This is a genomic window from Shewanella sp. DW31 (genome assembly GCF_015767295.1).
GTDB lineage: Bacteria > Pseudomonadota > Gammaproteobacteria > Enterobacterales > Shewanellaceae > Shewanella > Shewanella oncorhynchi.
In genome coordinates this window covers 180,912-199,761 of sequence record NZ_JADWMP020000001.1, presented here as the reverse complement: position 1 = coordinate 199,761, position 18,850 = coordinate 180,912, and the positions used below count along the sequence as shown (strand labels likewise).

At 44.1% G+C, this 18,850-nt stretch carries 16 protein-coding genes; 4 read left to right on the top strand and 12 right to left on the bottom strand.

Annotated elements, in window-relative coordinates:
• The first annotated feature begins 5 nt into the window (after positions 1–5).
• The gene (gene cyaB, locus GWI56_RS00815; RefSeq protein ID WP_168822542.1) at positions 6–593 is read left to right on the top strand and encodes a class IV adenylate cyclase; all 588 of its coding nucleotides are present in this window, start codon (positions 6–8) and stop codon (positions 591–593) included.
• 318 nt (positions 594–911) lie between these two features.
• Here cyaB and GWI56_RS00810 read toward each other — a convergent pair whose 3' ends face one another.
• Both GWI56_RS00810 and GWI56_RS00805 read right to left on the bottom strand, forming a co-directional pair.
• Positions 912–1,088 (bottom strand): helix-turn-helix domain-containing protein, encoded by a 177-nt coding sequence (locus GWI56_RS00810; protein WP_006082937.1) that lies wholly within the window; start codon positions 1,086–1,088, stop codon positions 912–914.
• Positions 1,089–1,181: 93 nt separating this feature from the next.
• Positions 1,182–1,925, bottom strand: a complete 744-nt coding sequence (locus GWI56_RS00805) for a DUF599 domain-containing protein (protein ID WP_113939035.1) — start codon at positions 1,923–1,925, stop codon at positions 1,182–1,184.
• Between the two features lie 918 nt (positions 1,926–2,843).
• Here GWI56_RS00805 and GWI56_RS00800 point away from each other — a divergent pair.
• Positions 2,844–3,830 (top strand): reverse transcriptase family protein, encoded by a 987-nt coding sequence (locus tag GWI56_RS00800; RefSeq protein WP_198571863.1) that lies wholly within the window; start codon positions 2,844–2,846, stop codon positions 3,828–3,830.
• 1 nt (position 3,831) lies between these two features.
• A complete protein-coding gene (locus GWI56_RS00795; protein WP_198571862.1) occupies positions 3,832–5,202 on the top strand; it encodes an AAA family ATPase in 1,371 nt (456 codons plus the stop codon).
• A 466-nt stretch (positions 5,203–5,668) separates the two neighbouring features.
• Here GWI56_RS00795 and putA read toward each other — a convergent pair whose 3' ends face one another.
• From putA to GWI56_RS00775, 4 genes are all read right to left on the bottom strand, one after another.
• Positions 5,669–8,863 carry a bifunctional proline dehydrogenase/L-glutamate gamma-semialdehyde dehydrogenase PutA gene (putA, locus tag GWI56_RS00790; protein ID WP_198571861.1) on the bottom strand — a complete coding sequence of 1,065 codons (3,195 nt, stop codon included), beginning with the start codon at positions 8,861–8,863 and terminating at the stop codon, positions 5,669–5,671.
• A 258-nt stretch (positions 8,864–9,121) separates the two neighbouring features.
• A complete protein-coding gene (locus tag GWI56_RS00785) occupies positions 9,122–9,673 on the bottom strand; it encodes a TIGR04211 family SH3 domain-containing protein (RefSeq protein ID WP_105251551.1) in 552 nt (183 codons plus the stop codon).
• Between the two features lie 224 nt (positions 9,674–9,897).
• Entirely contained in the window at positions 9,898–11,187 is a 1,290-nt protein-coding gene (locus GWI56_RS00780; RefSeq protein ID WP_113939029.1) for an inorganic phosphate transporter, read from the bottom strand.
• 26 nt (positions 11,188–11,213) lie between these two features.
• Positions 11,214–11,894 (bottom strand): TIGR00153 family protein, encoded by a 681-nt coding sequence (locus GWI56_RS00775; RefSeq protein WP_105251552.1) that lies wholly within the window; start codon positions 11,892–11,894, stop codon positions 11,214–11,216.
• Between the two features lie 231 nt (positions 11,895–12,125).
• On the opposite strand from GWI56_RS00775, the gene GWI56_RS00770 reads away from it, so the two are divergent.
• Positions 12,126–13,619 carry a CYTH and CHAD domain-containing protein gene (locus GWI56_RS00770; protein WP_198571860.1) on the top strand — a complete coding sequence of 498 codons (1,494 nt, stop codon included), beginning with the start codon at positions 12,126–12,128 and terminating at the stop codon, positions 13,617–13,619.
• Positions 13,620–13,707: 88 nt separating this feature from the next.
• Here GWI56_RS00770 and GWI56_RS00765 read toward each other — a convergent pair whose 3' ends face one another.
• The 6 genes from GWI56_RS00765 to GWI56_RS00740 form a co-directional block, all read right to left on the bottom strand.
• Entirely contained in the window at positions 13,708–14,529 is an 822-nt protein-coding gene (locus GWI56_RS00765) for an ion transporter (RefSeq protein WP_198571859.1), read from the bottom strand.
• A gap of 155 nt (positions 14,530–14,684) precedes the next feature.
• Positions 14,685–15,014: a hypothetical protein gene (locus tag GWI56_RS00760; protein ID WP_028761837.1), complete on the bottom strand. Its 330-nt coding sequence runs from the start codon at positions 15,012–15,014 to the stop codon at positions 14,685–14,687.
• A 101-nt stretch (positions 15,015–15,115) separates the two neighbouring features.
• Positions 15,116–15,769, bottom strand: coding sequence for a hypothetical protein (locus tag GWI56_RS00755; protein WP_028761836.1), 654 nt, complete (start codon positions 15,767–15,769; stop codon positions 15,116–15,118).
• Positions 15,770–15,932: 163 nt separating this feature from the next.
• The gene (locus GWI56_RS00750; RefSeq protein ID WP_028761835.1) at positions 15,933–16,622 is read right to left on the bottom strand and encodes a PspA/IM30 family protein; all 690 of its coding nucleotides are present in this window, start codon (positions 16,620–16,622) and stop codon (positions 15,933–15,935) included.
• Between the two features lie 11 nt (positions 16,623–16,633).
• Positions 16,634–17,047 (bottom strand): DUF2170 family protein, encoded by a 414-nt coding sequence (locus tag GWI56_RS00745; RefSeq protein WP_105251554.1) that lies wholly within the window; start codon positions 17,045–17,047, stop codon positions 16,634–16,636.
• Positions 17,048–17,125: 78 nt separating this feature from the next.
• The gene (locus GWI56_RS00740) at positions 17,126–18,850 is read right to left on the bottom strand and encodes a polyamine aminopropyltransferase (protein ID WP_198571858.1); all 1,725 of its coding nucleotides are present in this window, start codon (positions 18,848–18,850) and stop codon (positions 17,126–17,128) included.

Below are 18,850 nucleotides of genomic sequence, written 5' to 3'. Positions count from 1 at the left end.
AATCTATGAACCCTGCGATGCCGGAAGCATTAGCCCCACAAATTAATGCTCATTTTAATGGTAAGTTTGAGGTCGAGCTTAAATACCACTTACTGGATCGCCACGCTTTTTTCGCTGCCTTACAAATGAGAAATCCCGAGGTCATGCTCGAAGATAACCTTGAGCATGACTGTTACTTTGATCTGCCATCACAGTCACTTAAAGGTGAGCACAAGAGCTTGTGTATCCGTGAGATGCAGCCATCGGGGATAATGCTGTGGATAGTGAAAGGGCCAGAAAAAGACCGCTGTGAAGCCGTTAATATCACTGAAGCAACAAAAGCAAAAAGTATGCTGCAGACCTTAGGTTATGAATGCGTACTGGAAATTAAAAAGCGCCGCAGTATCTATTTTCTGGGTGAATTTCATCTAACAATCGATCATATCGAAGGTTTAGGGGATTTTGCTGAACTCGCGATTATGACCAATGATGAAACCCTGTTGCCTAAGTATGAAGTTCAATTGCAACAACTCGCCGTTGACTTAGGCCTAAGTGAAGTGCAGCGGGAGTGGTTATCCTATCGGCAGTTGCAGCAGGCTTTAAATAATAAGTAATGGTTCAATCTTTTGGATTAACAGCTTGAGGCTTAATAGCTTAAAGTTTCATCGCTTAAGTTTTATGGTTTACACCGCTAGATTTTGCCTAACCAATCCTTCGCAACAAACCGCTATGGCTAAGTTCAAATCCCTTTGAGCTTCACTGTCCATATCGCATTCACCGTTTGTTTTAACTCGCTATCGACGACTTAAACTTAAGCAGCGTACTTTAATTCGAGTATCACATTTCAATTCAAACCACCTTTACAAATTCAAATTCAAACGGCTTACATACTGATTATTCAGTTTTATTTGCCGTTAGTTACTTGATGCGTTTTAGCCTAAGCGTTGCGAAAAGGCGAGGTAGCGTTTAACTTCCGCTTCGGGGAATTTTAATTCGTCACCATCTTGAACACTTGAGAGTAAATTCTCCCGAGCGAAGCGTTTGATGGTCGCAGGTGTTTTATCTAGCATTTTGCACACTTCATCTAAGGTTAATAAGTTATCGCTCATGGCACTCTCCCAGTAATTCAATAGAAACACGACCCAAAGAGTATAGAACAATAATTCCAATCAAGATGACGCCAGCGGCCTAAACCGCCAAGGCTATGATTCTATTTTGTGGTTGCGGGCGGTTTCCCGCACTTGGCTCTCTATTTGGAGATGGCCTTTCGCTGCCGTGATCGCCAGAACGGCACGGGACTTGAATTCGCGGCGATATAAGGTTGCGACCACAAATAAGCTGGCCGAGATAAAGAGTATAGGGTGTACAAACCAGCACAATACCGCCATTGAAAAGTAATAGGCACGTAAACCATAGTTATAGGAGTGTGCCGCTTGATCTTGCACTGTCGCCATTTGTCTTGCATAGGCTTTGAGATTGTCATTTGAGCCATCGGTGTCCAGAGGGCCCGCGCCTATCATCACGTTCACAAAGCCGTATTGGCGCATTGACCAAGTAAACTGGAAGAAGGCCATCACAAAAATGCCGACTAGCAGAGCTAACTTGACTTGCACCAGCGCATGATTCGGTGGCGTAGCGAAGGGAATCGTCGCAATAACACTTTCTAGTCGTTCAACTTGCGCAAATAAGGTCAGTACACCCGCAAGCACAAACAGCGTGGTCGAGGCAAAAAAGGCAATATTGCGTTCTAAGTTGGCCAGTAGTGCCGCATCACCCACGCGCACACCGCGGGTCATCACCTCAAGCATCCAGTAAATTCTATGCTTATGCAGACCACGGGCAATACAGTCGGTATCTTTCGCCTTACGACGGGCAAAGGCGGTATAGCCAGCCCAAGAAACGATAAACCACACCAATGCAGAAATATCTAACAACGAAAATGTCATAGTTACCTTATGAAAGTGACCTTGATAAAATGAAAAATCAATCGATTGATTAAAGGCTGATTATGAAGGTTTTTATCTTCTAGGCGCAATCCCCTAACATCACTTTGAAATCCATCCTATTCACAATTTGAAGCCGCTCACATTGGTTTTGAAGCCTCTTGCTTAGTGAGACTCAGTTTTGGAGAAATTATTGTCAGGTAAGTTAGTTAGAAAAGTGCGTTTGTACTGGTCATATCTCGAAGCAAGCCACTTGGGCATTAAGCGTCCTTATGCTATTGCGTTAGACGCTTGACCCTGACCGTTGTGTTCCATCTTTTGATTGCGGCCTTTCGGCCGAGGTGAATCAAGGTCGTGGGGCTTCACCCCACACCTGACCAAGGAGGACTGCTCGTCCTATCCTCTTTGGATGCTCCAAGACGCCCTTAACGAAGTTACATGCATTGATTAGTGGCTTCGTGCTTATTCGAAAATCGCTAACGCTTCCTATGGGGTGTCCCTTCCCCCCGAAAGCCCCCCCCGAAAGCTACGCAGACGTCCTGTCTCTTTACCGCGCATTTAATTCAGTATTTTTCGTTGCAATTTTATCTGGATTCAATTAGATTCGACCCATACCTCGCGACTAGGAGCATCTCCAGTCATTAAGCAGGTCACTACGGGTCATGAACCATTTTACTGAATGCACTCGTATCTTGATTAAGTGCTATTACTTATTCAGATACAGTGCATGAAAGTAAGCCAATTCCTCGAACTATTCAGTGTAAACAGTCTGCATTGCGAAACGCTTGCATAACCTCTATTTGATAATGTCGTTATATTTAGTTTGATTATATTTCAATATACATAAACCTATTGCTAGATTATAACAGCGATTAATTATAATATAATTCCATAATTTCATCGTTAAGTTGGTCTTTCATTGTGGAAAAAAGAAGTTTAGATAAAGTCTTTTTGTCGATTTTTCATGATAAGTTTTCTTTCAACGACTTTATTGTTTTTGATCTGTCAAGTAATTATAAAAAGTTGATGGTTAACAACAGAGAAGTTTTTTCGGCATCAAAAGAGTTGAAGTATATCCATAAATTTATCAATAGTTCTATCCTTGCTTATGCTAAATATAATAAAGATGTTGTGTACTCGTACACGAAAGGTGTAAGTATAAGAGATGCTATCGAGAAACACTCTGGGAGTAAGTTTTTTCTTCAGACGGACATATCTAATTTCTATGGTAGTTTGAATAGGGATAATATTGAAATTTCATTACGCTATCAGATTGATAACTTCCCAATTTCAGATATAGAAGACTATATTGACTTGATAGTTTATCTTACTGTTGTTGAGGATAAGTTACCAGCTGGTTTTTCAACGTCTCCTCTTTTGAGTAATTTGTGTCTTTTAGATTTTGACACTGCACTGCTAAAATATGCAAATGAAAATAAATTAGTATACACTCGATATTCTGATGACCTTATCATATCAAGTGTGAACGATAGGCTTGATAATGACATTGTATTAAAAATAGAAAGTTTATTATGTGAGCATGTAAATGATAGTATTTCGTTAAATCAGTCTAAAACAAAATTTAACCACATTGGAAATTCATTTAAACTATTAGGATTGAATATATTGCCTAATGGTACAGTTACAATTCCTAGTTCAGAAAAGAAAAAGTTAGAAACACTAATATATCTTTATTTTACAGATAAAGATAAATTTATTGATTTCACAAATAATAACATTAAATATAACAAGGAAAGTAAAGAGAGAACTGTTGTAGAGGTAGGTACTAGATATATTACGAATAAATTAGTTGCATTTAACTCAATGGATCCTGAATATGTTAATAAGTTGAGGCGTAAGTACGGGAATACAGTGATTGAAATGTTTCTTAGACAGTCGGTAAATTAAGATGAAATTTACAGTAACACTTAAGGAAGTTCAGCATATTAGCAATTTGACTGTTGAGGTTGATTTAACTAAGAACAAAATAATTTGCATTGCAGGTAAGAATAGTGTTGGGAAAACTACATTAGTTCGTGCAATCAGAAATTTGTCTATAAATAATACTTTCCAGGAAACCGCTGCCCCTTACATTTTTAATCGCGACAGTTCAATTACTTATAGCTTCGATGATGGGCGTGAACCGATAGTTTTTTCGTATAGCAAATTTGTAAATTCGATCGATACGAAACAGAATATTCCTAGTGATATTAGAGGGTTAATTACTGTAGAGCTACCTATACCGCACGGGGAGAGATTTAACCACTTTCAGCGGCTTGCTGGAATGGATGAGCAGTTAAGAGCTAGGATTTCTGTTGGTGACTATAATACACCCAATGATCTGATTATATTTTTAAACTCGATTTATGGTGGGAATAGATTTGACAGTTTAAAAGAAATATTAATTGGAAGGGAGTTGTATTATTTCATTATTAAAGATGATGAGCAAAGGTATTATATTAGGGAGGATTATCTTAGCTCAGGTGAATATTTTTTGATAAATCTTTATAAACAGTTTAGGAAAAGAACAAAACTTATAGTTGTCGATGAAATTGACATATCTCTAGATGCAAGTGCACAAGTTAAATTAGTTGAAATGCTTAGGAAATATTGCCAACGATACCAGGTTAATATCCTTTTTACTACTCACTCTTTAGCTTTAATAAAAACTTTATTAGAGGAAGAGTTGTACTATGCTGAGGCAGAAGAGCTCGAGGTGAAAATATTTCAGAGGTCATACAATTATATAAAAAGCATAATGTATGGTTTTAAAGGGTGGGATAGATATATTCTTACTGAGGATGAATGCCTTCAAGATTATATTGAGTACCTAGTGTCAAATGAAACTTGTTTTTACAAGTTTCAAGTCATATACATTGGTGGGGCTACGCAAGTAATAGACCTTAAAAATAGAAATATAGAAATGAATTGTTTTGGTGAACAACAACATGTCTTAGCTGTTTTGGATGGAGATCAAGTCGGTAAAGGTTATCTTTCGGATATTGATAATGTAGTTTTTCTACCATTTGATAATATTGAGATGGAAATTTTTAGAGCCTATAATGAGTCGCCAGAATTTCCATTTTTAAAACCAATTGAGTTTCATGGTGGTTCTGATTCAAAACGAGCAAAAAGTCTATTCAAAATGTTGTTAAGAACTCAATATAATGGCAGGAACATAACATTTGGCGATATTTATTCTTATTTGGAAACTAGATCAGAAGATGGGGTTAGGCTTTTTAAAAATGAGCTTTTGACATTTCTAAATGTCCCTAAATAGAATTTATTTAATATTTACTAATGATTATAAATAGATAAGTCTATATTATCTAAGAAAAAGAAGATTCATAAGTGAAATCTATCAAGACACACATTGTTAAATTTTGCAATGAAAAGACAAAATTGAGGCATGTTCAGGCTAACAGGATACTCTGTGGTTAGCAGGATTAAGCGTCTACATGGAAGTGACCGTTAGTGACATGGATGTCACGGTCGTACTTGCTGCGAGTCACTGAAATGACGGTGCTTAATCATTGATTTGATAAGTTTATCGAGACATGTACGTAAGCAAAATATGGGCGTCACTCTTTTAGGATTAACTGCCGACACCAAGACCACGGAAGTTTAGAAGGTGCCACTGATTCCTGTGTTCATTTCTCGAATTGAATTTAGGTATAAGCATTCATTACCAAATAAAAAAGCCAGACTTAGTCTGGCTTTTTTTCAACTCTCACAGGTGAGCGATATTACTCTTCGCCATCACCCAGTGATAACAATGTCGCATTACCACCAATGGCGGTGATGTTGTTGGTGCGAGTCTTTTCAGTCACAAAACGGGTTAAGTAGTGTGGGCCACCGGCTTTAGGGCCTGTACCTGACAGGCCTTGACCACCGAAAGGCTGTACACCCACCACAGCGCCGATTTGGTTGCGGTTAATGTACACGTTACCCACGTTCACTTTATCTGCAACTTCAAGGGCATGGCCTTCGTTACGGCTGTGGATACCTAAGGTTAAACCAAAGCCTGTGCTGTTGATCTCATCGATCACTTTGCTAAGATCCGCTGCCTTGTAGCGGATAATGTGCAGGATTGGGCCAAAGTGCTCTTTCTCCAGCACTTTAATTGAGTCGATTTCCACGGCAGTTGGCGACACGAAGTGACCGTTCTCAGTGTCAGCAGGCAGCGGCATTTGCTTGATAAGCTTACCGACTTGCTTGATATGATCGATATGCGCATCTAAGTTGGCTTTGGCGGTGGCGTCAATCACGGGGCCTACGTCGGTTTTGATTGAACTCGGGTTGCCAATCACCAATTCATCCATGGCGCCTTGCAGGACTTCGATCACGCGATCGGCGATGTCTTCTTGGAGGAAGAGCACGCGCAGTGCGGAGCAGCGTTGGCCCGCGCTGGTGAATGACGATGAAACCACATCGTTAACCACTTGCTCAGGTTGAGAGGTTGAGTCCACTACCATGGCATTTTGACCACCGGTTTCGGCGATTAACGGAATGATTGCGCCTTCACGGTTGGCGAGTGTGCGGTTAATCAGTTTTGCTGTGCCGGTTGAACCGGTAAAGCACACGCCACCGATACGTTCATCGGCCGTGATTGCGCTACCCACAGTCGCACCAGTACCCGGTAGGAATTGCAGCACTTCGACAGGAATACCCGCTTGATGAGCGAGTTGCACCGCACGGTAACCAATAATCGAGGTTTGCTCCGCGGGTTTTGCGATGACTGTATTACCCGCCGCTAATGCCGCAGACACTTGACCGAGGAAGATGGCCAATGGGAAGTTCCATGGGCTGATACACACGAATACGCCGCGGCCTTGGAGGAACAGTTCGTTCAGTTCACCCGTTGGGCCTGGAAGCAGTTCAGGTTTTGCCATCATCTTCTTGGCTTGTACTGCGTAGTAACGACAGAAATCAACGGCTTCACGTACTTCATCGATACCGTCTTGAATGCTCTTGCCCGCTTCACGGGTGCACAGGGCGATCAATTCTTCGCGGTTTTCTTCTAATAAATCGGCTAACTTTTGTAGTGCAGAGGCACGGGTTTCTACTGGCGTACGTGCCCAAGAGGTAAATGCCGCTTCGGCAGATGCGACGGCGGCTTCGATCGCAGCTTGGTCGGCGAAGGCGACTTGACCTACGGTTTGGGTTGTGTCGTATGGGCTAACAATCGTTTTATGTTCGCCAGTTAAGGTTTTACCGTTAACCAGAGGGCCCGCTTGCCATTGGGTATTTTTAAACTGTTCTAGTGCCGCGAAAAATGGCTCAGATTCGGAAATGATGTTCATATTGAGTCCCTTGGAATTTTTGCGATCGCTACCGAAAATATCGGCAGGTAAAACGATTCTGTTGTTAGCCAGGGTTTTGTAACCCGTCAGTGTTGTTAGCGGATGTACCACTAATGACTCGATGGGGGTTTTAGGATCGACCAGTTTGTGGACGAACGAAGTATTCGCGCCGTTTTCCAGCAGACGACGGACTAAATAGGGCAGTAGATCTTTATGGGCACCGATGGGGGCATAAATACGTACCGCTTTAGCACCGGCTTCAGCCAGAATAGTGTCGTACAGCTCTTGTCCCATGCCGTGTAAGCGTTGGAACTCATGGTTACGATCGCCCGCCATATCGGAAATTGCCGCCACGGTTTGCGCATTGTGGCTAGCAAATTGTGGGTAGATAGCGCCGCGAGTCGCATCCGATAACAAGTAACGGGCGCAGGCGAGGTAAGAAACGTCAGTACCGGCTTTGCGAGTGTAGAGTGGATAAGCGGCTTCGCCAGCTTGTTGCGCCCACTTAAGTTCGCTATCCCAATAGGCACCTTTAACTAAGCGCACTGGGATTTCATCCCCTTGATCTTTCGCTAGACGCGTTAACCAAACCAGTACGGGCAGGGCACGCTTAGAGTAGGCTTGTACGACTATGCCGAGTAATCCCCAGCCTTTAGTTGCTTCAGCATTAAACAGTTTTTGGAACAGTTTTAGTGATAACTCGAGGCGATCGACTTCTTCAGCATCGATAGATATACCGATATTTAAGCCACGTGCCAGCTTAATCAGGCGAATCACTGTGTCGTACAGTTCAGTCAAGACGCGATCTTCATTGGCCACTTCGTAACGTGGGTGCAATGCCGACAGCTTGATGGAGATTGTTGGGCGCGGTGATTCATTTTCGTTATAGCTTTGAGCACCGAGCTCAGTGATCGCATTGGCATAATCGGTATAGTATTTCTCGGCATCTTTGCGAGTTAACGCCGCTTCGCCCAGCATGTCGTAGGAATGGGTATAACCTAACTTACGTTTGTCTTCACTGTTCTTTAGGGCTTCTTTCATGTTGCGGCCCAGTACGAACTGCTTACCCATGATCTTCATCGCTGCCATCATGGCTTGACGGATCACAGGCTCACCCAGACGATTCACTAAGCGGCTCAGCAAGTTGCTTGGGGTACCATCGAGTTTTTTATCAAGTTTAACGATTTTACCTGTGAGCATTAAGCCCCAGGTCGATGCGTTAACCAGCACTGAGTCACTCTTGCTCATGTGCTCATCCCACTTAGCGCCTGAAAGCTTATCTTCAATTAGCGCATCGGCAGTGGCCGCATCGGGAATTCGCAGTAAAGCTTCGGCTAAACACATCAGGATAATGCCTTCCTGTGTTTCTAAGCTGTACTGTTGCAGGAAGGCATCTATGCCGACCATCAAACCTTTTTTATCGAATTGACGAACCTTATTGACCAGTTCGTGGGCACGACGAGTGACGCGCTCTATGGCTTCATCACTTGAGGGAACTAGTTTGATCAGCTCTGACAAGTATTGTTCTTCATCGACAATGTAGTTGTCGCTGACTGCTTTGAACAGTTCGTCGAGATTGGCAGAATCGTAGCGGCCTGCCAGCACTTCACTCGCTTTGAACATAGTTATCGCTTCCATCTTGGCCGTTATTGGGGCGCTATTGTTGAAACAAATTGGGAGGCGCCAAACGCATTTGATATTTTGTATACAATATGAAGGTTTGCGCGCGCAGGATTATACAACCAAAATGTGACGGACAACACTATAGCGTGAAAGATTGTGAAGCTTGTTTGATTAGCTTGTTAATAAGTCGATGTAACGCTTGATTGACAAAAAAGCCAGTGTTTGAAAACACTGGCTTTTGGAAGGTAAATTAAGACTTGTTGTGTGTCAGACTCACATCCAACGTTTTTTATTGCGACGTTGTGGTCTAGGTAAATACACTAAAATAATGCCTAGGATTAAGCCCATGCCTGCGATCAATCCACCTTGGCGCCAAAGTTCAAAACGCTCGTCTTGAGCGGTGCGATCTACCGCATTTTTCAGTTGATCACGTTCTTGAGTCGTTTTAGCTAGGTTGGTTTCTAACTCGCTTAGTTTAGCCTTTAATTCGAGCAGTTCGCCGGCATGATTATCCGTTGAACTTGATACTTCTGCTAACTTAGCTTTGGCCTGTGCGAGTTCAGTTGTTAACGCAGGGACTTGCTCACGGAAACTTTGAGTCGAACTGATCAAGTTGGTTTGTACCCAACCTTCACGGCCTTTATGGTCGATTATTTTGGAGTAATCACCTTGAGTTTCGTTGAGCAGTGTCACAGGTTGACCCGCTTCAATTGATCCAACAATTCGAAACTCAGTACCAGGGCCACCTAAAAGATACAGAAACACGTTATCCGAGATGTAGCGGGATTGGCCTTCGGCCAGCAGGTTGGAAGACAGCAAGATCATTCCTACCAGAGTCAGGAGTCTAAACACTTTTGTATTCTCATCAACGAAATAGTCTGCACATGCTAGGGATTTGAGGCCTGTAATGCAAGAGGGAAGTCATAGACTTCCCTCAACTTTACGGCATCCATGCTATGACCATTCCAATTTAATTCAATCTTTCCTACGACCTTCTAGTCCTAGGCGCTAATACTGCTTAATGTCAGCAACACATTTAGCGAGACTTCTTAATTAAAAATACCTTTAATCATATAGAAGAAGATGATTGATAGGCCAGCACCTGCTGGTAGGGTCACAACCCAAGATACGACGATATTACGTACCACACCAATGTTAATCGCTGCGATACCACGGGCCATACCTACACCTAATACCGCACCCACTAAGGTTTGTGTGGTAGAAATAGGTAAACCAGTGCTAGAAGCAATAACTACAGTTGTTGCCGCGGCTAATTCTGCCGCAAAACCACGACTTGGAGTCAAGTGAGTGATGTTTTTTCCGATAGTTTGCATAACGCGCTGACCAAAAATCGCCAGACCCATCACAATACCTACGGCACCCAAAGGTAAAATCCACCAGACTAGAGGTGATTTCGCTGCAATCTCACCACCGCTATTGACGACTGAAACAACCGCCGCTAATGGACCAATCGCATTTGCTACATCGTTTGAACCATGGGCAAAAGCCATACAACAAGCTGTCAGAACCATCAGGATCGCAAACACTTTTTCAACGTTTTTGAACTGGGTTTGACGATCTGCTTTATCACTCATTTGTAAGCGTGAAATGGCGATTTTACCTAAGATACCAACTACAGCAGCAATAGCACCTGCGAGTAGGTAAGACTCGGTAACTGAGAAATGCAGACCAACATGGGATAAGCCTTTCATAATCGTCATTAATGACATGATGAAACCAGCAAATGCCATATAGAAAGGTACGAAACGCTTAGCATTACTCAATGGATCGTCAGTGTTGAAAATGAGTTTTTGAGTGCTTTGGAAGAGGATGAATGCCATAAAGCCCGAAATAGCGGGGGTTACGATCCAAGAGCCTACAATCCCGCCCACTTTATCCCATGAGACTGAATCTGCACCAACACCCACGGCGGCGAAACCAATAATGGCACCGACGATAGAGTGAGTCGTTGATACTGGCCAGCCAAGGGCCGATGCGACGACAAGCCAAATACCTGCTGCCAACAATGATCCTATCATGCCGTAAACCAGCAATTCAGGAGTCGCAGTGAAATAGCTAGAATCAATAATACCGCTACGAATTGTATTGGTAACTTCGCCCCCAGCTAAAAATGCGCCGGAAAACTCAAAGATCATTGCGATAATAATCGCTTGTTTAATTGTAATTGCGTTTGAACCTACAGAGGTTCCCATCGCATTGGCGACGTCATTCGCCCCAATACCCCATGCCATGAGAAAACCAAATGCAGCCGCAATGGCAATAAGCCACGGGCCATTGGTGACTAAGACGTTAGCCACCTCAATACCTGCATCAACCATATTGATACCTTGATAACCTTAATTTGTTAAACGCGAGCCAGCATAAGCTCAAGACGCGAACCGACGCGTTCGGCAAGATCTGCAAGACCACCGACCCATTCAATCGTTTTGTAGAGGAACATCACATCGACAGGATTCAATTCAGATTCCATAGCGAATAACTGACGGCGTAACTGAATTTGTAGATCGTCAGTATCTTCTTCGATGATATCGAGTTCATTGATCATTTTTGCCACTAAGTCGACTTCACGACCACGGAAACCTGTTTCTAACAGATCTTCGAGTTCATTAATGACTTGTTTTGCTAGTGCTACCGCATCGATACAGCGTTGTAGATAAGCAATAAATGGGACTTGCATGACCTGAGGGATTAACAGCTGACGGCCGATAACACGACCGGAAATATCTTTGGCTTTGTTGGCTATCTTGTCTTGTTGAGTTAAAAGTTCCAATAAATCTGTACGTTCTACTGGCATAAATAAACCGCTTGGCAGAGTCAGACGGATTTCACGCTTCAGTGAATCTGCTTGCTTCTCGGCTAAACTAATTTGCTTACGTAATTGAACTGCACTGTCCCAGTTACCTGTGATAGTGGCTTCGAAAAAGGGGACGAGTAACGATGCGCAATCGTGTACTTTGTCCATGTGCTCTTGAAGAGGCTTAATTGGCGATTTTGCAAACACGCCCAAAATAGAGTTTACTGGCATTGCCGTTTACCTATTTAGATTGTTCCATTATTGGAAAAAGCGGGCGCATGTTAACCTATGCGTCCGCGTATTGAAACTGTGTTTTTTCAGAAAAAACGACAGGTTTATTCTAACGGGTTATATACCAACTGCAAAACCAAATCCTACGGGATTTTTATGACACATTTGTGACATTATGAACTAAAGATGACGCATCGATGAATATTTGATGACAAAGTGAGCGGTTACGCAATGAATGCTGAGATTGAATTAAAACTGTTTTTCCTGCCGATATATCAAGAATCCCTGATAAATAAGTTAGATAGTCTCGATAATGCCGTACCTCAAGGTCAACGTCGTTTGGCGAATGGTTACTTCGACACCCCTGACTTGCAATTACGTCAGTGGGACATGGGATTGCGGGTGCGCGGTTACGATGCGCACCGAGAGCAGACCATAAAAACCGCAGGACAAGTCGTGGGCGGCATTCATTCGCGGCCCGAATACAATGTGACTATCCAATCCGATAGCCCAGATTTAAGTCTATTTCCTACCAGCATTTGGCCCACTGATGCCGATTTAGCGGCAACTCAAGCTCAGTTAACTTGTATATTTCACACCGATTTTCATCGTCGCGCTTGGCATGTTCAGATTGATAACAGCGTGGTCGAAGTTGCGTTAGACATAGGTGAAATCACCGCTAATGGCCAGCAAGAAGCCCTGTGTGAGCTCGAGTTTGAACTCCTCAGTGGCGATACTGAGGCGCTACTTAAGCTGGCGATGCAAGTGGCGAGCGTTGTGCCCGTGCGTTTAGGTAAGGCCAGTAAAGCGCAGCGGGGCTATCGATTGGCGGGTAAGGCTAAGCCGCTCGATTTAAAAGCATTGGAATTTCTACCACTGGCCGAGTCACACGATTCTTCACTGGATTTAAGTGCAAACTGCCAAATCCTGCTTGAAACCGCCCTTGAGCGCTGGCAATTATTAGAGAGCATGATCGCAGAGGAAAGCGACCCTGAAGCTTGTGTGGCGCTATGGTGGCGGATGCGCGCCTGTATTCGTTTGCTGCGCATGACCTTAAATCAGTTCGAATTATTGAATGTGACACTGTCTAGCCAATTTATGCTGATTGAAAAGCAGCTCGATTTTATTGAGCAGGCACAGGCGTTGACCGCCTTGCTTGGTAGCCAAAGAGGCTTATTTGCTAAACTTGGCCAACATGCCCAAGTTAAGGCGCGACTTCTGGCGCAACTGACAGAGATTAATCTGACGGAACGCTTACTATCTCTATGGCAACAGACCGAATATGGTCAATTACAGCTGGCTATTGTTGAACTGTTGCTAAAGATCAGTGCTGGTGAAGTGGACATCACCCATCAGCCTAGCTTACGCCAGCATGCCGATCGTGCTCAGCAAGCTTCTTGGATGGCGATAATTGAGGTCATGCCACTCAATAGCGTCATGACAGCGGCAAATTATCTACAAGTGGCCACAGTGTTGGATGCGAGCATTCTTGTGGGTCATGCCTACGGCAGTTTATATGAGGCGAAATCACGGGACGCATTTCGTGCACCTTGGCAAGATCTCGCGCTTGGGATTAAAACTTTGGCTTGTTATCGCGCCTTACAGGATGCGAGTCGGGAGTTAGATATCAATTTAGCTGAGTGGCTGGAAGACAAGCAGCAGAGTTTGTTGTTTGCTATGGAATCGACACGCCTTAACGCGATGCAACAGCAGGTCTACTGGTAGTATTACTTTTTATCGCTGATAAACGGCAAAGAGCTCAATCTAATATAGATTGAGCCTTTTCATTAGTCCGTTTTCGCAACAACGTCAGCTATTTTTTTGTTTCGATAGCCTGCTTAAGTTCCGCAATTTGAGCCAGCATTTGCGCTTGATTTTGTTCTATTTTTTGTTGGTTCTCTTCCATTCTCGCTAAGGCTAATTCAAGCTCTGATTTGATTTCGGCTTTATGCGCATCTTGGCGTTCTTGGCGTTCAGATTCATCTGGCGCGACAAATACCGACGCCATATAACCTGAAATCACACCAAAAAAACTCACACCGCTGACAATGACCACGCCACCTATGATGTGGCCTGCTGTGCTTACAGGATAATAATCGCCGTAGCCGACGGTAGAGATAGTGACTAATGCCCACCAAATCGCTTGCTCAGCGGTCTGGATATTGGCGCCTTCGGTGCCGCTTTCGACGATGAGCATAATGACGGAAGCTAATGTCAGAATCGTCACCATAGCAACCAGTAAACTGGCTAAGGTGGCTTGTTTACGTTGTTTTACCAGTGGGAGCAGCAGTGAGCGACTCATGCGGATCAGGCGTATTACCCGTAGGATTTGAAAAAGCCGTGCCATACGTAGGGCTTCAATCGCCGGAATACTGGCAATAAAATCAATCCAATGGTGTTTAATGAAAAAGCGTTTATCGCGAGCACGGATCAACCCAACAAAGAAGTTGATCATAAAAATCATGCAAATACTGGTATCGACAAAGAAGAGCAAGCGGTAGGTTTCGCTATCTAGGCGGCCGAAGGTCATGACAAGTACTATGATCACCGACAGCAAGGACAATAGCATCATCGCCATTTCGAATGGAGAAGGAGTGCCAAGGGTGCGAAGCGACCATGGTGTTTTATCTGTCATGCCAAACATGATCCCTGTTAAGTGCGGCGAATATCACTACTAAAGTAAAAGACTTTAGGCTGTGAGTAAATTGACTGAGTTAATAAAAGGGCTATATATCGATTAATCGCGCCAGCCAATGGTAAGAAGGGTTGGCGCTTGAGATCAGCGTTGCTTTAGGTTTCATCAACAAAGTGGACTAAATCGTCGAGTACGCGGCGTTTAATTTCTAGCTGTGAATCGGCACTTAAACCATATTTCTCTGCCAGTTGCACATAGTCATCTGCATTGAGTGACACGGTAAGACGCGGACGCGTTGGCCGTTTCGATACGCTAAGACCTAAAATAGTACGAATTTGATCAGAAGGGCTAACGCCTGCATCTAACGCGGCTTTACGAATAGAGTATTGAAATTTTTCATCGAGATCGAAGGCAACCTGTGTCGCCTTAGCGGCTTGTTGGTTCTTTAACCATTGCTCGGGCAGAGGGTGTTTGGTTTTACTCATGGCGTATTACCTATTGCTATCAACCGTTTCTAGCGCTTATCTGTGAGATTGTATTGGGATTATTGATAAAGTGCGAGCACGCACTTTATCTTATTTTCGTGTTATTTCGCCGGCCAGTATTCCCGAATATCCGTTAGCGGGCGATATAGGGTCAAGACAACATCGGTATCACCCCCTTCGTAGACTTCCACTTCGACGGCGCAGCTTTCATTGTCATCAAGTAATAAATAGTACTCAAAGGGCTCACCTGTGGCGCCATTGGCATCCTGTGGCGGCTTTTGGCCACGATAATCCTGACGATGAAAATAGCCAAAAGCGGCAAAAGTCACTTGGTGGTATTGTTTTCCAAGCCATTGTTCAAGTTGTTCAGCTAAGTCGGCCGGTAATACTTGCGTAGTTAACTCGGCATGACCCGGTTCCTCGAACAGGGCGCTGAATTGCTCGAGATCGAATAATTGCTCCACTTGGGCGCGGGAAACCTTAATCGAAAAGGCGAGATAGGTTTCGTCGTCTTCTTCAATGCTCAAAAAGAGAGTATCGCTACCATGTCCCTTGAGTAACCACTCGGAGTGTTGTTTACGTTCAGACTCGTAAGTATGTACGGCTTCGACTCTTAATTGTTGACCACGGAGTTGTGGTGGCAGGGCAAAACTATCATCGATTGAGATCATGTCGCCGACATTGAGCTGGGACGGGTGATTGAGCTCGCGCTGTGGCGGGGCTTTCTTACCAAAAATACTATTGAAAAATCCCATAGTGACTCCTGCTGACTATGCTCGCGTGCGGCCTCATATTGATTGGCTGCGGATATTCACGGGCAATAGTGGTCATTTTTATTTAATGAGGATGAAACAAAAAATGCCGAGGTCAGTAGGGGGTGATGATCCCACTGAGACTCGGCATTCGGTCAATCATTGCTTAGCTTTTACGTGCTTTGATTCGATCTAGCACTGCATTTGCGTTTGACTTTTGCTCACCAATACCCGCTTCGGCTAGTTTGGCTTGCAACGACTTATCACTGTTTTCATCGGCTAAGGTTTCAGCCGCTTTTAAACGGTCGTCAAATTGTTGCTGACGTGCCTTGATACGTTCTAGTGAATCTTTAGCGTTCAGCAGCTTAGAGTTGCTAGACGCGAACGAGTCAGTAATGGTTGCCGTCGCTTTTTGGACGCTTTCGGTGGTTTTAACCATGCTCAACTGACGTTGATAATCAGACAGTTGGCGTTCGGTTTTCTTCACTAAGTCTTTCAAGCGTGCAGCATGGGCGCTAAAGCTGTCGTTGGCGCTTTGTTGCTCAGACAACTCTTGGTCTAACTGAGCAATCTTTTCAGCAATTTCAATCGCTAAGGCTTCATTACCTTTGTCCAATGCTTGAGTCGCATAACCTTCGTGTTCTGCAATCGAACGTTTCAGACGGTCGATTTCACGGCTGGCTTGCATTTCTTTTGCCATGACATCGGTCAGTTCACGTTTAGCATTGGTTAAATGCTTTTCTGCATCACGGATTTCCTGTTCGAAAATACGGGTTGAGTTTGCGTCAACGATGCTTTGGCCAACTTCGGTGGCACCACCGCGAAACGCTGTTAAAATTTTATTCAGAATGCCCATTTTGTGGCTCCTTATTTCAGATAGTCGACCAATTCATCAATAACTTCTAAACAGTTATCAGATAAAACTGCTAATTCTTGCTCGATTTCGAGCATGCTAGATTGTAGTGATAGCGCACCGTAAACCACGTATTTGTCATCAATTTTTGCAAAAGCTGACAAGGGCATTGGAATGTTGAGCTCTAGCATGGTTTCAAACATTTCACTGCGACGTTCTTGATTTACTTCATTCTCGCCCCACAGGTAGCTGATGCAAAGTACTTGGTTGTCCGTTACCGATACAAATACCGGGATTTCTTCACGGCCGACCACATTCACTTGCAACACTTCGACTTCACCATCGATTGGATAACAATCAAATTGAAAGCCAGTTTGGCTGTTGTTGCCAAGACTGTTGAGGTGATTGGCAATGGTATGGATATTCATATTTGTCCTTATTGACATATTATGTCTGTATTCAAAGATAGCACCGAGACATAATATGTCAAGTACTATCTCATCCTATTAAAAAAGATCCAGTCCTTGATTCTCGGACCAATCTTGCAAATGGTAGTGATACAGCTGCAATGAACCCAATTCATTGGGTTTTATGTTGGCGGCATCTTGATAAAAATTGGCTGGAAACTCAAAGGCGCCATCCACTAAACCTAAAGTGAGCCAGTCATCTTTGATGGGCAACTCAGTTAACTTCGCTAATCTGTGTTGTGCATCGAGTCCGGCTAAGGTTGCAATACTCCAGCCCCATTCACCAAAACTGGGCACATTATGATGGTACTGCTTGACGTCAAATCCCGCCAATGCCAAGGTTTTTGCTACCGAAATAAAGGCCTTAGGGGCATGGTAAGGCGATGTTGACTGTACAGTCAGAGCGCCATCACTGCTCATAAGTTCCTTTAATTTACGGTAGAAATAGTCCGAATAGAGCTTATTAAGATCGGGATGGCTCGGATCGGGCAAGTCTACGATAATCGCATCGTATTTCACGCCTGTGGCAATCAGTTTATCGACACCATTAAATGCATCGTCGTTGATCACTGTGACACGGGGATCGTTCAGTGCGTTGCCATTGAGCGCCAACATAGCGCGACTGAGACTATCTGGCATATCTGTATCGGGCGATTTAAATAATTGCACTAGGCCCACATCGAGATCGAGCAGCGTGACTTGTTCAGGTTCCCAGCGGAGTACTTGTTTGAGACCGAGTCCATCACCGCCGCCAATGATTAGCACCTTGTTGTGACGGGCACTGGCCGCGAGCGTAGGATGAACGAGAAACGTATGGTAGATGTGCTCGTCTATGCTAGAAAATTGTAAGCGACCATTGATGTATAAAGCATAAACGGGCGGCAGACCGTTACCGCGCAACCGCTCGGTGAAGGTCAGCTGTTGGAAACGTGTCGCCTTGGCGTAAACCACTTTGTCTTTATAGAGCAAATTATTGAATTCTTGCTCCCAGCGTGGGCCGTGGATTGCTAATACTAGTAAGACGCCAGTCACGATAAAATGCCCACTCAAAAGCAGTTTAGGGCGGCGGATTTTAGGCCAGAATCGCCAGATAAACACAAAACCTGCCAATAGATTGAAACTGGCAGTTAAGGCGGCGGCGAGTTGGATATCGATGGCGAGCATAAAGCCAACCCAAATGGCGGCACCTATGCCTGCGCCTATGTAATCAGCTCCGTAAATGGTGCCCGCGTTATGCAGTAAATGCTCGTCGGAAAGGGATTGGCGAACCCTAGCAATCAGCGGGATTTCCATACCAATCATAAGGCCCAATAACACACCCCACACATAGGGTAAGTATTCGCTGAGTTTTTGCAGCGAGCCTATCATGCCACCTTCGGGCAGTTGATCTGGCGGTAAACCTAAGGTGTTAGCAATGATCAATGGTAGTTGTTGACCAAAACCAATCACCGCTGCTGTGATTAAAATGGCGAGTGAGCCACAGAGTGCAACTGTGAGTTCTAAGATCACAAAACCGGTAAAGGCATCACGGATCTTACGCGCGGCGAAGGCACCTAGTCCCATGGAGACAATCATTAAGCCTATCATGGTGTAAATGGCGGCTTCTAATGCGCCTAAAATGCGGCCCGCATAGTGGGATAAAAGATATTCGTAGATCAGGCCGCAACCTGCTAATACGGCCATAATGCCCAATAAGAGAACATCGTCGAACCAACCTAGGCGGCTAGGTTTAGCCGCCGAGGGAGTTAAGCTAATTTCTTGCAT